This is a genomic window from Actinoplanes lobatus (genome assembly GCF_014205215.1).
Classification (GTDB): domain Bacteria; phylum Actinomycetota; class Actinomycetes; order Mycobacteriales; family Micromonosporaceae; genus Actinoplanes; species Actinoplanes lobatus.
Genome location: NZ_JACHNC010000001.1, coordinates 2,726,396 through 2,741,255, shown reverse-complemented (window position 1 = coordinate 2,741,255; position 14,860 = coordinate 2,726,396). Strand labels below are relative to the sequence as shown.

At 70.1% G+C, this 14,860-nt stretch carries 10 protein-coding genes; 5 read left to right on the top strand and 5 right to left on the bottom strand.

Annotated elements, in window-relative coordinates:
* The first annotated feature begins 11 nt into the window (after positions 1-11).
* The 3 genes from BJ964_RS12620 (at position 12) to BJ964_RS12610 (ending at position 4,305) form a co-directional block, all read left to right on the top strand.
* Positions 12-1,112 (top strand): Gfo/Idh/MocA family protein, encoded by a 1,101-nt coding sequence (locus BJ964_RS12620; protein ID WP_188120848.1) that lies wholly within the window; start codon positions 12-14, stop codon positions 1,110-1,112.
* Between the two features lie 146 nt (positions 1,113-1,258).
* Positions 1,259-2,836, top strand: coding sequence for an integrin alpha (locus BJ964_RS12615; protein WP_188120847.1), 1,578 nt, complete (start codon positions 1,259-1,261; stop codon positions 2,834-2,836).
* Positions 2,837-2,847: 11 nt separating this feature from the next.
* Entirely contained in the window at positions 2,848-4,305 is a 1,458-nt protein-coding gene (locus tag BJ964_RS12610) for a calcium-binding protein (RefSeq protein ID WP_188120846.1), read from the top strand.
* A gap of 12 nt (positions 4,306-4,317) precedes the next feature.
* Here BJ964_RS12610 and BJ964_RS12605 read toward each other — a convergent pair whose 3' ends face one another.
* From BJ964_RS12605 to BJ964_RS12585, 5 genes are all read right to left on the bottom strand, one after another.
* Positions 4,318-5,601 (bottom strand): M48 family metallopeptidase, encoded by a 1,284-nt coding sequence (locus BJ964_RS12605; protein WP_188120845.1) that lies wholly within the window; start codon positions 5,599-5,601, stop codon positions 4,318-4,320.
* 801 nt (positions 5,602-6,402) lie between these two features.
* Positions 6,403-8,496: an Ig-like domain repeat protein gene (locus BJ964_RS12600; protein WP_188120844.1), complete on the bottom strand. Its 2,094-nt coding sequence runs from the start codon at positions 8,494-8,496 to the stop codon at positions 6,403-6,405.
* 305 nt (positions 8,497-8,801) lie between these two features.
* Complete coding sequence (locus BJ964_RS12595; RefSeq protein ID WP_188120843.1) at positions 8,802-9,446, bottom strand: response regulator; 645 nt, start codon at positions 9,444-9,446, stop codon at positions 8,802-8,804.
* Positions 9,447-9,503: 57 nt separating this feature from the next.
* Positions 9,504-10,403, bottom strand: coding sequence for an NAD-dependent epimerase/dehydratase family protein (locus BJ964_RS12590; protein ID WP_188120842.1), 900 nt, complete (start codon positions 10,401-10,403; stop codon positions 9,504-9,506).
* Between the two features lie 130 nt (positions 10,404-10,533).
* Positions 10,534-12,495, bottom strand: coding sequence for a glycosyl hydrolase family 28-related protein (locus tag BJ964_RS12585; protein ID WP_229806617.1), 1,962 nt, complete (start codon positions 12,493-12,495; stop codon positions 10,534-10,536).
* A gap of 296 nt (positions 12,496-12,791) precedes the next feature.
* Between BJ964_RS12585 and ahcY the strand changes: the two genes are divergently transcribed.
* A complete protein-coding gene (gene ahcY, locus BJ964_RS12580; protein WP_188120840.1) occupies positions 12,792-14,252 on the top strand; it encodes an adenosylhomocysteinase in 1,461 nt (486 codons plus the stop codon).
* Positions 14,253-14,331: 79 nt separating this feature from the next.
* Complete coding sequence (locus BJ964_RS12575; protein WP_188120839.1) at positions 14,332-14,856, top strand: DUF4142 domain-containing protein; 525 nt, start codon at positions 14,332-14,334, stop codon at positions 14,854-14,856.
* Positions 14,857-14,860 lie beyond the last annotated feature (4 nt).

The following is a 14,860-nucleotide window of genomic DNA, read 5'->3' as shown; positions in this document are numbered from 1 at the left end:
ACGATGCCGGGATGGGATCGATCGGCGTCGCGGTGATCGGGTTCGGCTGGATGGGCCGGGCGCACACGCGGGCGTACTCCCGGGTCGGCCATCACTATCCGGAGCTGCCCCGGCCGGAGCTGGTCGCGGTCGCCGACGACGTGCCGGGCCGGGCCGCCGAGGCCGCCGGGGTGTACGGGTTCGCCACCGCCACCACGGACTGGCGTGCGCTGCTCGGCGACCCGCGGATCGCGGCGGTCAGCGTGACCGCGCCGAACTTCCTGCACCGGGAGATCGGCGCCGCGTTCGCCGCGTCCGGGCGGCACCTCTGGATCGAGAAGCCGGTCGGCCTGAGCGCCGCCGACGCCCGCGCCATCACCGGGGACGTGCGGGTCGCGGTCGGCTTCAACTACCGGCACGCGCCGGCCGTGGCCCGGGCCCGGGAGATCCTGCGGGCCGGTGGGATCGGCCGGGTGACGCACGCCCGGTTCCGGTTCTTCAGCGACTACGCGGCCGCCCCGGACGCCGCCCTGAGCTGGCGTTTCGAGCGGGCACGCGGCGGCAGCGGGGTGCTCGGCGACCTGGGTTCGCACGCCGCCGACCTGGTCCGCCACCTGCTCGGTGAGGTGTCCGCGCTGGTCGCCGACACGGCGATCCACATCGCCGAACGCCCGCGCCCGGCGGGCGCCACCTCCGGACACCAGCGGGGTACGGGTGAGCCCGGCCCGGTCGAGAACGAGGACTGGTTCGCCGCGCTGCTGCGGATGCGTTCCGGGGCCCGGGTCACGCTGGAGGCCAGCCGGGTGGCGGCCGGGGAGCAGAACCGGTACGGGTTCACCGTGCACGGCACCGAAGGGGTGCTGTCCTGGGACTTCCGGCGGATGGGTGAGCTGCGGATCGGCGACGCGACCGTCTTCGTGGGCCCGGGCGACGGCGCGCACGGCGACTTCCAGCCGGGGGCCGGGATCCCGCTGGGGTACGACGACCTCAAGGTGATCGAGGCGGGGCTGTTCCTGCGGTCGATCGCCGAGGGGGTGCCGCACGGGGCGACCCTGGCCGACGCGATCGCGGCCGCCGGGATCCTCGACGCGGTGGCCGAGTCCGCCGCCTCCGGCCGGTGGGTCAGCCTCTGAGGATTTCCCGTTTTGGGCCGATCCGGTCCCGGTTCGTCGCGACGCCTGCGAATCGTCGCTGTTTCGTGATCAACAGTGACCGGAAACGGGGATTCCCGCCAATTCACGGATAGGTAATCTGCTGCTCCTAGCCTGAGGAGCACCCCATGAGGTACACGCGCAGCGTGCTGGTCGCGGCGATCGCCGGCGCCACCGTGCTGACGTCTCCGGTCGCCGCCCAAGCCGCCTCCCCCACCGTGACGGAGACCGTCCGGGACGGCGTCACCCTGCTGCTGGAACGCACGCCGGTCAGCGTCAAGCCCTACACCGGCAAGGGCACGAGCCGCGCCGACTTCGACGGCGACAACCGTGACGACGTCGCCGTCTTCAGCAACGTCGGCGTGGCCGTCGCCTACTCGTCGGCAGCCCATCGCGACGTGCTCAAGACCGCGATCCCGGGCAGCTCCAGCGGCGGCTTCGGCTACTCGATGGCGGCCGGCAACTTCAACGGCGACCGGTACGACGACCTCGCGATCGGCGACTACAACGAGGCCGATCTGCGCACCATGGGGTACGTCGCCGGCGCGGTCTGGATCATCCCGGGCGGACCGGGCGGACTCCAGCCGAACCGGGCCCAGCACTTCAACCAGAGCACCGCCGGCGTGCCCGGCGCCTCCGTGCAGGGTGACTGGTTCGGCTTCTCGCTCGCGGCCGGTGACATCACCGGCGACGGCCGGGACGAGCTGGCCATCGGCATCCCGCGCAAGCGGATCGGGAACAAGGCGGAGGCTGGGGCGGCCGTCGTGCTCAAGGGCGGTTCGAGCGGCCTCACTGCCGGTGGCGCCCGCTGGATCAGCCGGGACACCGCCGGGGTTCCCGGGTCGCCCGGCACCTACGACAAGTTCGGCTTCGCCGTCGCGATCGGGCGGATCGACAAGAACCGCTACCAGGAACTGGTCGTCGGCGCCCCCGGCGAGCGCCCGGACATCAACTACAACGGCAGCGGGACCATCACCCAGTTCTGGGGAACCTCCGCCGGTGTGTCGCTGAAGAAGGTCACCGCGCTCAGTGGCGGCAAGATCGCCACGACCGTTCGCAAACTCGGGGTGTGGGAGGTCGGCGCCGCCCTGGCGATCGGCGACACCACCGGCGACGGGTACGGCGAGGTCGTCTGCGGGGTGTCCGGGGCGCAGGCGGGCTCCGGCGTCTACGGGGGCATGGTCGTGACCGTTCCGGGGCGTACCACCGGGCTCTCCGCCAAGGGCGTCATCGCGATCTCCCAGAGCAGCCCCGGCGTGGCCGGCGCCGCCGAAGGCGGGGACCGTTTCGGCGACAGCATCGCGGTCGGCGACGTCACCCTCGACGGCCGTGCCGACGTGCTGGTCGGCGTGCCCGGGGAGAACAACGACGCGGGCGCCGTCGTGCTGCTGCGCGGTTCCGCCAAGGGCCTGACCGGCGCCAAGTCGCAGACCCTCACCCAGTCGTCGGCGGGAGTGCCGGACGGCGCCGAGCGCGGCGACCGGTTCGGGGCGAGCGTCGCGCTGCTCAACCTCAACGGCTCCGGCGGTGTCGACGCGCTGGTGAGCGCCCCCTCCGAGCAGGTCGCCGGCGACCACCCCGGCTACGGATCGGGAACCGTCACCCGCTTCCTCGGCGGCTACCAGGGCCTCGGCAACGCCACGCTGACCAGCGGCCGGTTCCTCGACCCCAACGGCGTCGGCTACGGCGGGTACATCGCCCGATGAACAGGAGCTCCATGAAGACGCTACGGGCCGGCACCATCACCGCCGTCGTTCTCGCCGGGCTGACGATCGCCGGTCCGGCCTCGGCCGCCGCCGTCGGCACCGCGCAGGTGCTGAACCGGACGCAGATCAAGTTCAGCGCGGCCGCCAACCGGGTCAACTACGTGACGATCACGCGGTCCGGCAACACGGTCACCATCGACGACCGGGTCACGATCAAACCCGGCGCCGGCTGCAAGCAGGTGAGCGGCGACAAGACGCGGGTCCGGTGCACCACGTCGGGGGCGCCCACCGGCGGGGCGATCCACACGTACGACGAGAACGACACCGTCGTGAACCAGAGCGACCTGAGCCTGTGGATCCGGGCCGGCAGCGGCTCCAACAAGATCATCGGCGGGCCGCGCGGCGAGAACCTGTTCGGCGGCAGCGGCAACGACACGATCTACGGCAACGGCGGCAACGACTACATCTACCCGGACGGCGGCGTCAACGTCATCCGCGGCGGCATCGGCGACGACGACCTGCGCGGCGGGCCCAGCACCGACTACATCTACGGCGACTCCGGCAACGACCGGATCGACCCGGGCGCCGGCAACGACGTCGTCCGCGGCGGCACCGGCGACGACATGTTCGACGAGGCCACCGGCCGGGACGTCCTCTACGGCGACGAGGGCTCCGACAGCTTCAACCAGGGCGGCTGGAACGGCACGGCCCGGGAGGTCATCCACGGCGGCCCCGGCAGCGACGCGGTCGAATACATGGCCCGCAGCCGGGCGGTCGCGGCCGACGCCGACGGGCAGTCCGGCGACGACGGCCAGGCCGGCGAGGGCGACTCCATCGGTACGGACGTCGAAGGTCTCCGCGGCGGCAACGGCAACGACTGGCTGGCCGGCAACGCGAGCGCCAACTGGCTGGACGGCGGCGAGGGCAACGACACCCTGCACGGTCTGGGCGACGACGACTACCTGGTCGGCGGCGACGGCAACGACCGGCTGTTCGGCGGCGACGGCAACGACAACCTCACCGCCGACTTCGGCAACGACCACCTGTCCGGCGGCGCCGGTAGGGACACCGTCTCGTACGGCGACCGGCTGGTCCGGGTCGTCGCCGACCTCGACGGGCAGAGCGGCGACGACGGCTCCAGCGGCGAGAAGGACAGCATCGGATCCGACGTCGAGAACCTGTCCGGCGGATGGGCCGACGACGTGCTGACCGGCAACGGCGGCGCCAACGTCATCAACGGCTCGAGCGGCGCGGACGTGATCCGCGGCGGCGGCGGCAACGACGAACTGCACGCCGACGACGGCTCCAAGACCGGCGTCGACAAGGTCTACGGCGAGGCCGGCGACGACGCCCTGTACGGCGGCGGCTTCGAGACGTACAACCGCTACACCCTCGACGGCGGCGACGGCGCCGACTCGTGCCGGCACGAGTACAGCCTCGGCACCGGTGAGTTCCTGAACTGCGAGTGACGGTGGAGCGGCTCACCCGTTCCAGAACATCGGGTGGTCGATCATCGCGCGGTGCAGCGCCTCCGCGTACCGGTCGATCTCCCGATCCAGGCGGGCCGCCGTGGCCGGGTCCACCACTAGGTGGGCGGGCTGTGGCGGCCGCGCCGCCAGCCACTGGTGCCGGCGCCCGGCCGGCGGGTGACTGGCGAGCAGGGTGGCCCCGGTCCGGGCGGTGAGTTGCAGCCGGGCCGGACCGTCCGGCTGTTCCCGTTCCCGGACCGCGTGGATCAGCCGCCGCCACGCCGGCCCGGCCTCACCCTTCGGAACCCACGGCTGGATGTGCTCGAAGAACATCCCCATCTGCGTGAGCGCGTCCAGAATCGACAGTGCGGCCTCGGATCCGGCGGCTCGGGCGGCCATCGCGTCGGCGCGCAGCTCCACCCGGCGGTTCCCGTCGGCGGCGACCACCCCGATCCGGATGTGCGCCGCCGAGAGGAGCAGCGCGAGCGTGCCGCCGACCGCCTGCCAGAGCCGGTACACGACGATGGCGGGATCGCCCGCTCCCACGACGTCCTCCTCGGCGGGCGGGCGGACCATCTCGGCGAGCCGGCCGAACGTGGTCGTGGCGGGCTGAATGAGCAGCGCCCGGGCGCTGTCCTCGTGCTTGAGGTGCCCGAGCTCGTGCCCGATCAGTGCCACCAGTTCCTGCGGGCGCAGCGCCACCAGCAGGGGCAGGCCCAGCGTCAGCACGCTGGTGCGCCGGAACCCGACGACCGCCACGCTCGCGTTCCCCGCGTAGTCGATCATCAGACGGTCCGGCACCGGAGCGCCGATCTCCGCCGCGACCAGCTCGATCAGCCGGTGCAGGACCGGGGCGTCGGTGCGTTCCACGAGGTAGGTGTCCTCGCTCAGGAAGCGCTTGAAACTGCCGATCCTCGGGCGGAACACCCAGGCGAGACCGGCCAGCATCAGCCCGAACATCTTGGGGAACAACGGGTCGCCCCAGATCACCAGGTAGAGGCCGTATCCGGCGAGGCCCAGGTTGCCGAGCACCAGCAAACCCGAGATCAACAACAGGATTCGGTACGCCGTACGCCCGCCGTTCTCATCCGGTTCGGACGTGGCGAGCTCCCGGTGTGCCCGGAACCCGGCCCGCCGGTCCCGTTCGATGATCCGCCGCGAGTACCAGCCGGCGTCCTCGACCGGCGGGAAGGCGTCCAGGTTCCACTCACAGGCGCCACACCACGGCTCCTGCTCAGGCAGCGTGGTGAGCGCGCCCGCACACAGCGGGCAGACATCGGCTGTCGTGATCGACACAAAGATGATCTTGAGTGCCCACCCGACGGCCGTCAACCTGGATCAATCAGTTGGCGTAGGTGAAGTACCACCTTTCGTTCCGCTTCCGGCCCCTTTCCGGTACGCGCGACGTCGTCCCCGTCTCATCAGGGCCGTTCCGTCCGGTCGGCGCGTGCCTACTGCCCGCTCCGGCCTGTGCCGCGCCCGCCGGGCGTAGATCGGTCGGATACCCCCGCAGGTGCCGCCCTGTCGCGCCGGGGTGAGTGGTTGCGGTGGTGCTTGCCAGACACCCGGGGTGTTCCTCCCGGCCGTCACGCCGGTCGCGCCGGGCGGGTGGTTGCGGTAGTGATCGCCAGGCAACCGGGGTGCTGCTCCCGGCCGTCACGCCGGTCGCGCCGGGTGAGTGGTGGCGGTTTGACGCCGGTCAGCCTGGGGAGCCCGTCGGGAGTCACCCACCGGGACCATGGCGGCGCATGCATGGAGGCGCCGGGAGTCTTCTTCCTGGTCGCCCACGGCCGAATCCGCAATCCCTCGACAGCAGGACGCGTCACTCGGAGCGATCTTGAACGATTTACCGCCGCCTCGGGTGGTAAATCGTTCAAGATCGCACAACAGCAGCGCGCAAAGCGGGCGAAACGGGCGACTGTTTCCGGCGAAAGCCCCATTTCCGCCTAGCGCGGCGGACGGCGCCCCCATTTGGTGGTTCGCCCGACCGGGCGCTTGAAGCACCGGATGTGGGCGGAACCGGGTCGCCGCGACGTGGCCGACGGCGCAAGAAAAGGGGCCGGTCGAGGACGACCGGCCCCTTTACTCGTCAGTGGATCACTTCTCGTACGTGTAGTACCGCCAAGCCCCGTACGTGGTGGCGTTGATCTTGTCGCTGTAGGGGCTGTTGCCGTACTCGGCGCGCACCCGGAACCGCTGACCGGCCGGGTAGTAGCCGGTGATCCAGGCCTCCGACACGCCGTACGCGTCCAGCCCGATGGTGGCGCTCTCGAACGCCGTCCACTTGCCGTTCTTGTAGCGCTGGATGACGATCCGGTGGAAGCGGTTCGGGTAGGCCGTCATCGTGGTGACGAAGTGCGGGTCCTTCGTCGTACGGACGACGTAGTAGGACACCGACCCGATCTTCTTGGTCTTGAAGTGCTTGGTGACCTTCGTGTTGACCGCGACCTTCGTGTACGCCACCGAGGTGACGGTCCGCGGGGCGTACCGGGCGTCACCGGTGAACCGGGCGGTCAGCGTGGTGTTGCGGGTCAGCTTGAAGCTGGCGGCCACCTTGCCGGCGCTGTTCACCGTGGCCCGCTTGAGCAGGCGGTTGGCCTGGTCGGAGCCGTACGGGTCGGCCCAGATCTCGACCACCCGGTTCTTGTAGGTGGTGCCCAGCGTCGCGGTGAAGGTGACCGTCGCCCCGTACGCGTTGACGGTCTTGTTCTTGTCGAGGGTCAGACCGGGAGTCGTCCGGGAGACCTGGACCACCGCCGAGGCCGTCGCCGGGTAATAGTCCGCGTCGCCCTCGAACACGACCTCGTAGGTGACCTCGCCACCGGCGGGCGGCGTGTTCGTGAAGCGGAACTCGCCGTTGGCGTCGGTCGTCGCGACCCCGCCGAACGAGGGGCCGCTCGTGGTCTCCACGTCGTGGCGCCACAGAGCCAGTTCCTTGCCGGCGGGCAGCGGCCAGTTCGCGTTGATCGTGCCGGTGATGGTCAGCGCCTGGCCCCGGGTGGCGGTGGCCGGCGCGGTCAGCCAGATGGTCGGCTGGAGCCGTTCCGGCGAGTTGGTCTCGGTGGGGCCGGGCGAGGGGGTGGAGGTGGACGGCGAGGGGGACACCGTCGTCGGGTCGGGCTCGACCGGGTCGGAGTCGTTCAGCGTGTAGAGCCAGTAGTTGTTCTGCGTGCCGTCGCCCTCGGCGACCGCGAAGATCCGTGATCCGCCCGGCTCCCAGGCGAGACCGCGGCCCACCACCTCGGGCCGGTTGTAGCTGCCGGCGACCGACGGCAGCTTGAAGGTGCGCTCGGGCGTGGTGGCGCCGGGCTGGAAGACGTAGACGTCCTGGGTACCGAAGACGGAGGCGCCGCGGAGCGAGAGCGCCACCCGGCCGTCCGCCGCGACCTCGACCCCGCCGAAGTGGTTCAGGCTGGTGTACGCGGCCGTCTTGGTCCCGTCCGAGATCGCGATCCGGTGGGAGCCGTTGTAGCCGGCCTGGATCAGTTCGGCGCCGTCGCCGGAGATCGCCACGTCCGAGGTGAACTCGCCGAACACCTCGGCCGCCAGCTTGAGGTCCGCGGCGCCCGACGAGACGTCGTAGACCACGCTGTCGCCGCTGGTCGTGTCGGTGTCGGTGAGCACGATGAGGCCGGGCGCGCCGGCTCCGGTGGAGATCTCCGGAGTGGAATAGAGCCCGACCCCGTCGGCGCGCGCATCGTGCACCGCGACCGCCGAGGTCGCCAGGTCCACCGACCCGATGGTGCCGGTGCCGACGTTGGCGCCGATGGTGGAGAACCAGAGCTTGCCGCTGATCGGGCCGACCACGTCCCGGATCGTCACGGTGTCGCCGACCGGGTAGCTGGCCGTCTCGGTCAGCGTGTCGGTCGCGATCGCGGCGATCCGGTGGCCGCCGCTGACGGCGGCGTAGAGAACGCTCGAGTCGGCGGAGAGCGCGAGCCCGTTGACGCCGGCGAACCCGGTCATCTGGGTGGCCTCGTGACCCTGGTAGTTCGTCGCGACGATGTTCCCCGAGGTGGGGTCGCTGACGAAGACGCGCTGGTGCACGGCGTCGACCGCGATGTCGCCGAACGTGTTGATGGGGAGTTTCTCGTCGGAGTCGGCGAGGGCGGTGCCGGTCGCCAGACCGAAGCCCACCGCGGTGGCGCCGGCGAGAACCGTGGTCGCGATCGCGACCCGGGAGATACGCATGAGGACCTCGTGATCCATCGAGGCGGGACTGCTGGCCCAGGGATCATAGACAGAAGATCATCTTTGGCTGATCACCCGAACGGACGATGCCGTACCGACGCGACGAGGGGAACAGATGACCTTGAATGGGTGCGGGTAGCTGGGAGTCGGCTGGGTAAATCCGCCCTGAGCTCGACCAAGGGCGGGGGCGCTCTTCTTCGGGCGGCTCTTCGACACGGTGGGCCGGCGGAAGATGATCGCCGGCACCTATCTGCTGTCCGGCGCGCTGTTGGCGATCACCGCGCGTCCCCGGGCGACCGGCTGATTCACACCAGGCCGGCGCTGCCCGCCAGCGCGGCCGCCTCGGTACGGCTGGACACCCGCAGTTTCCGCAGCAGCGCCGCGGTCAGGCGTTTCACCGTGCGCTCGGAGACGTGCAGCAGCCCCGCTATCTCGTTGGTCGACGAGCCGGTGGCGATCAGCCGGAGCAGCCGCCGGTCTTCGTCGTCGAGCTGGACGGCGGCCGGCAGTGTGCCGGCCGGGCGGCTCCGCTCGACGAGCATGTTCAGCAGCGGTGCGGGCAACAGGGCCCAGCCCGCCAGCGCGGCCATCAGTGGCTGGGTCAGTTCGGCGGGCTCGCCGGTCTTCGGCAGGAAGCCCGCCGCGCCGGCCCGCAGCGCCTCGAGAGCCTGTTCCGGATCGTCGCCGCGGGACATGGCGAACACCCGGGCCCGGGGAGCGGCCGCGCGGACGGCCGTGATCGCCTGGACGCCACCGGGTGCCGGCATGTGCAGGTCGACGAGCACCAGATCGGGGGCGGCGTCGCGGACCACGCCGGCCGCCTGTGCCCCGTCCCCGGCGGTGGCCACGACTGTGGCCCGGCCGCCGCTCACCTCAGGAAGCAACAGCTCCAGGCCGCGCACGAAGGCGGCATGATCGTCCACGACTGCTACCCGGATCCCGTTCTGCATGACGCACGGGATGCCCCTCCTGGGCCAAGCTATACATCCGATCCGGCTCGGGCCGTCTCAGCGCGGGTGTGCCGCCGTGAACGCCGCGATGTACTCGTCCAGCCGCCGCTCCGGGCGCCAGCCCAGGCCGGTCGCCTTGGTGATGTCGGCCTGGCCCCGGACCCGCTCGCCGCGCCTTTCTGCGACCAGGGTGAACTCGGTGCCGAACATCTCGGCGACCTTGGCCAGCGGCCACTCGCAGCCGGTGCCGAGCAGGTAGCCGTCGCCGGAGCCGCTGCGGGCCACCAGCACCAGGCCGCGGACGATGTCGTCGATGTGGGTGAAGTCGCGGGTCTGGGTGCCCGGGGAGACGACGGTCAGCGGCTCGCCGGCCAGGTACTGCCGCTCGAAGATGCCGATCACCGTGGCGTACTTGCCGTGGGTGATCTGGCCGGGGCCGTAGACGTTGTAGAAGTAGGCGATCGCGTAGTCCAGGCCGAACCAGTTCGAGTAGTTCTTGATGTACTCGATGTTCTTGGCCTTGGTCCACGCGTACGGGTTGAGGTTCTCGTCCTCCCCGTCGTTGCCGAACTTGGAGCTGGACCCGGCGTAGATCAGCTTCGCGCCGTGCCCGGCCGTGAACTTGACCACCTCCTTGGTGCCGAGGAGGTTGAAGTCCCAGGTCAGGTCGTGGTCGTCGAAGGACTGCGGGATGCGCGAGTACTCGCCGAGGTGGAAGACCAGCTCGGGCGCCGGGAGACCACGGTCGGCCCAGATCTTGGCGATGTCCGCGGTCGACCCGTCGATGTAGGTGACCCGGGGGTCGTGGACGTGGTTCTCCGGGGTTCCGGTGAAGTAGTTGTCCAGCGAGATCACCACGGCGTCGGGGAAGTCGTTCAGCAGCGACCTGATCAAGGAGCTGCCGACGAATCCGGCGCCACCGGTGACCAACAGGGTTCGGCTCAACGTGTTTCCCATCTTCCGGTCCGCGCAGCGCCGACCAGGCTACCCAAGCCCTACCCCGGGAAACCAACTGCTCAACCGGTATTACGCGGCGCGGCCGTGACGCCACTCTGTGGTCGTCACGGCCGGGCGACAGGGGTTGTGATCACCACCGCGAGGGTGCCGGTGGAGCGACCACCGGCGGACGGTCGTCGCAGGTGATGACATTCGGGACGTACGGGCCGAGCCAGCCGCCGTCGTTGCCGCCGAGGTCGGTGAGGGCGAACTCGGAGCCCTCCGGGGTGAACCGGAACCGGCCGCAGTTGTTCACCCCGACCGCCCCGACGTTGCGGGCGTCCACGTTCTCGAACGAGGCCGAACCGCCGGCGCGGGCGCTGAGCACGCTGGTGCCGGTGCCGTCGACCCGGATGTCCCTGAACCTCACGCCGTCGATCGAGTAGAGGTCCTTCACGCCCCACTCGGCGACCAGCATGATCGCGTTGTACGTGCTGTCCAGGTAGTGGTCACCGGTCACCTGGACGTCCGCGCCGATGCCGCCCTCCAGCGCGTACATCCAGATCGCGCCCAGACCGATCCGCCAGTTCAGCTCGTACGTCCCGGCCCGCACCGTGGTGTTGCCGGTGAACCGCAGGTGCCCGGTGAACGGTTCGGCGCCGAACCGGGTGCCGGCGTGCAGGGCGCTGCCCTCGCGTACCGGGTCGGCGATCAGGTTGTTCGACACGGTGGTGTCGTGGCCGCCGTAGATCGCGATGCCGTTGGCCAGGGTCGGTGACTGGACGGTGTTGCGGTCGAAGACGTTGCCCGAGTCGGCGGTCTTCTCCGACCACATGGCCAGCGCGTCGTCGCCGGTGTTGCGGACGAAGTTGCCGCGCACCACCGAGTTCACCACCCCGGTGTGGAAGTTCAGGCCGTCCGCGATCTGGTCGACGATGATGTTGTTCGTGATGCGGGTGTTCGACATGGGACCGTCGAACCACAGGCCGACCTTGGTGTGCTGGAGGTACAGCCCGTCCACACTGGAGTCGCTCATCGCGCCGCCGATGGCGTTGACCTGGTCGGTGTCGATCCGCTCGCGGACGTCGCCCTGGATCGCGAACCCGGACAGGTGCACGTTGCGGCTGCCGCCGTCGGCCGCGTCCCGGCCGTAGAAGCCGGCGCCGGTGTGCACCGAGCCGTCCGGAGCGGGCTCGCCGAGGGCGACCTCACGGCCCTTGATGATCGTGTACCAGTTGCCGGCCCCGGTGATCGTGACGTCGTCGACCAGGATGTGCCGGTTCACCTGGAAGACGCCGGGCGGCAGGTAGACCCCGCGGTGTGTCCGCTTGGCGTGCGCGATCGCCTTCTCGATGGCGGGCGCGGAGTCCCGGCGGCCGGTCGGGTCGGCGCCGAAGAGCAGGACGTCGACCCCGGTGAGGTCGATCTTCGGGGTGCCCACCAGCTCGGAGTCGAGCAGGTCGATGGTGGTCGGCACGTCGCGCGCGGTGAGCCGGACCCGGTCGCCGGCCCGGACCGTGTGCCCGAGCAGGAGCCGCTGCTCGTCGTAGAAGTGGGCCGGCCGGAACGGCTTGGTGATCACCGGTTTCGGCTCGGTGGCGGCCGGCACACAGGCGCACTCGGTGATCCACCAGTCCGGGTGCAGCAGGTCGGCCCGGGGGTCGTTCGTGAACGGGTACTGGTTGTAGAGCCAGGAGTACTGCGAGGTCAGCGTCATGGTGCGGGTGCCGTGCCGGGTGGTCACCGACAGCGGCGCGGTGATCCCGCCGCCCTCCGGCGCGTCCGGGATGCTGTAGCGGACGGTGATCGCGCTGGCGGCCCGGGGCAGGGTGAACTCCACCCACTCGCCCGGGTCGAGGGTGACGGCGGACCGTCCGGACGCTTCGGCGGGCAACGAGTAGGCGGTGCGGTCCGGGCCGATGACGGTGCCGTTGGTGGTGGCCTTCTCGGCCTCCTGCTCCTGGAAGGGCACGTTTGCGCCACGGCCGGCGACCAGCGCGGGATCGAGGGCGGCCCGGGTGACCGCGGTGGGCGCGGGAGCGGCCGCGGCCGGCGCGACGAGACCGGCCGCGCCGGTCACTATGCCGAGAAGAAGGGCGGACCATTGGGACATCGATGGCTCCATGGGAGAGACGGTGAGCCGACGATAGATGTCCGGTGATCTAACTCACAAGAGTCAGTCTCTGAATTTCGAGTTTCTGCTCGTTTCTTGCAATGAATCGCAAAATCAAGGCGGTACGGCGCCGTCCGAACTCTGACCATCTGGTGTGATCTTGCGGGGTGGGCGTTAAGGTGGTTCCCGGCCCCGCCGAGAGGCGCTGCAACGGATGTCCGACTCGGGCTCCGCCACGCTCGGCGCGGGTGAAGATGACGAAAGGGCGCCTCCTGAGAGGGAGGAGCCCTCTTTTCATGAGCGACAAACTTCGATCCATCAACGGCCTGGACTTCGCGGTCGCCGATCTCTCGCTCGCCGAGGCCGGCCGCCACCAGCTCCGTCTCGCCGAGCACGAGATGCCCGGCCTGATGTCGCTGCGCAAGGAGTTCGGCGACTCGAAGCCGCTGCGCGGCGCCCGGATCGCCGGCTCGCTGCACATGACCGTGCAGACCGCCGTGCTGATCGAGACCCTGGTCGAGCTGGGCGCGCAGGTCCGCTGGGTGTCCTGCAACATCTTCTCCACGCAGGACGAGGCGGCCGCCGCGACCGTGGTCGGCCCGACCGGCACGGTCGACGCCCCGGCCGGTGTCCCGGTCTTCGCCTGGAAGGGCGAGACGCTGGAGGAGTACTGGTGGGCCACCATGCGCCTGTTCGACTTCGGCGACGGCCAGGGCCCGAACATGATCCTCGACGACGGCGGTGACGCCACCCTGCTGGTGCACAAGGGTGTCGAGTTCGAGGGCGCGGGCGCCGTTCCGCAGCCGACCGAGGACGACGTCCACGAGTACCGGATCATCCTGGAGACGCTGCGCGAGAGCCTGGCCTCCTCGAAGGACCGCTTCACCAAGATCGCGGCCGAGATCAAGGGCGTCACCGAGGAGACCACCACCGGTGTGGCCCGGCTCTACAAGCTGGCCAAGGAGGGCACCCTGCTCTTCCCGGCGATCAACGTCAACGACGCGGTCACCAAGAGCAAGTTCGACAACAAGTACGGCATCCGCCACTCCCTGGTCGACGGCCTGAACCGGGCGACCGACGTGATGCTCGGCGGCAAGCTGGCCGTGGTCTGCGGTTACGGTGACGTCGGCAAGGGCTCGGCGGAGACGCTGCGCGGCCAGGGCGCCCGCGTGGTGGTCACCGAGATCGACCCGATCTGCGCGCTCCAGGCCTCCATGGACGGCATGCAGGTGGTCCGGCTCGAGGACGTGGTGGGTGAGGCCGACCTCTTCATCACCACGACCGGCGGCACCGACATCATCACGGTCGGGCACCTGTCGGCCATGAAGCACAACGCGATCGTCGGCAACGTCGGTCACTTCGACGACGAGATCGACATGGCCGGGCTGGCCAAGGTCCCGGGCATCGAGAAGATCGAGATCAAGCCGCAGGTGCACGAGTGGCGCTTCCCGGACGGCCACTCGGTGATCGTCCTCTCCGAGGGCCGCCTGATGAACCTGGGCAACGCGACCGGTCACCCGAGCTTCGTGATGTCGAACTCGTTCACCAACCAGGTGATGGCCCAGATCGAGCTCTGGACCAAGCCGGGGGCGTACGAGAAGCAGGTCTACGTGCTGCCGAAGCACCTGGACGAGAAGGTGGCCCGGCTGCACCTGGACGCGCTCGGCGTCCGGCTGACCACCCTCACCAAGAAGCAGGCGGAGTACCTGGGCGTGGACATCGAGGGCCCGTTCAAGCCGGAGCACTACCGCTACTGATACACCAGGGGTGATCGTCGCCGGAAGCGGCGATCACCCCTTTTTGTCCAAATATCCTGTGATCATGATGATTCGTCGCATGATCACAGTAATGGCGGCCGCCGTTCTGGCCGCCCTGCCCGTCACCGCCGCGACCGCGGCCCCGGCCCGTCCCGTCAGCCCCGAGGCGGAGTTCCTGATCGCCGTCCACCAGGGCAACCTGGCCCAGATCACGGCCGGGCGCCTGGCCGCCCGCAAGGGCGAGGTGAGCTCCGTCCGCAAACTGGGGAAACGGTTCGCGGCATACCACCGCAGGCTGGACGCGCAGGTCCGCGCGGCCGCCGAGGCGCTGGAGGTCCGGCTGCCCGCCGTGCCCAACTCGGAACAGCTCACCCTCAACGAGCAGTACCAGGCCACGTCCGGGCGGGCGTTCGACACGCTCTTCGTGAGCTCCCAGCTCTCGGCGTACGAGCGGGCCGCCAAACTCGCCAGGATCGTGCTCCGGACGACCACCGACCCGACGGTGCGCAAGATCGTCGTGACCGCCGCGCCGGCCATCGAGAAGAATCGTGACGCTTTGACCGCGGCCCGAAACCAGATCGCCCTGGAGCAGCCGCGACAATGATCGA

Coding starts and splice junctions, on each gene's coding strand:
- BJ964_RS12620 (WP_188120848.1), top strand. CDS start 12: ATGGGATCGATCGGCGTCGCGGTGATCGGGTTCGGCTGGATGGGCCGG.
- BJ964_RS12615 (WP_188120847.1), top strand. CDS start 1,259: ATGAGGTACACGCGCAGCGTGCTGGTCGCGGCGATCGCCGGCGCCACC.
- BJ964_RS12610 (WP_188120846.1), top strand. CDS start 2,848: ATGAAGACGCTACGGGCCGGCACCATCACCGCCGTCGTTCTCGCCGGG.
- BJ964_RS12600 (WP_188120844.1), bottom strand. CDS start 8,496: ATGCGTATCTCCCGGGTCGCGATCGCGACCACGGTTCTCGCCGGCGCC.
- BJ964_RS12595 (WP_188120843.1), bottom strand. CDS start 9,446: ATGCAGAACGGGATCCGGGTAGCAGTCGTGGACGATCATGCCGCCTTC.
- BJ964_RS12590 (WP_188120842.1), bottom strand. CDS start 10,403: ATGGGAAACACGTTGAGCCGAACCCTGTTGGTCACCGGTGGCGCCGGA.
- BJ964_RS12585 (WP_229806617.1), bottom strand. CDS start 12,495: ATGTCCCAATGGTCCGCCCTTCTTCTCGGCATAGTGACCGGCGCGGCC.
- ahcY (WP_188120840.1), top strand. CDS start 12,792: ATGAGCGACAAACTTCGATCCATCAACGGCCTGGACTTCGCGGTCGCC.
- BJ964_RS12575 (WP_188120839.1), top strand. CDS start 14,332: ATGATCACAGTAATGGCGGCCGCCGTTCTGGCCGCCCTGCCCGTCACC.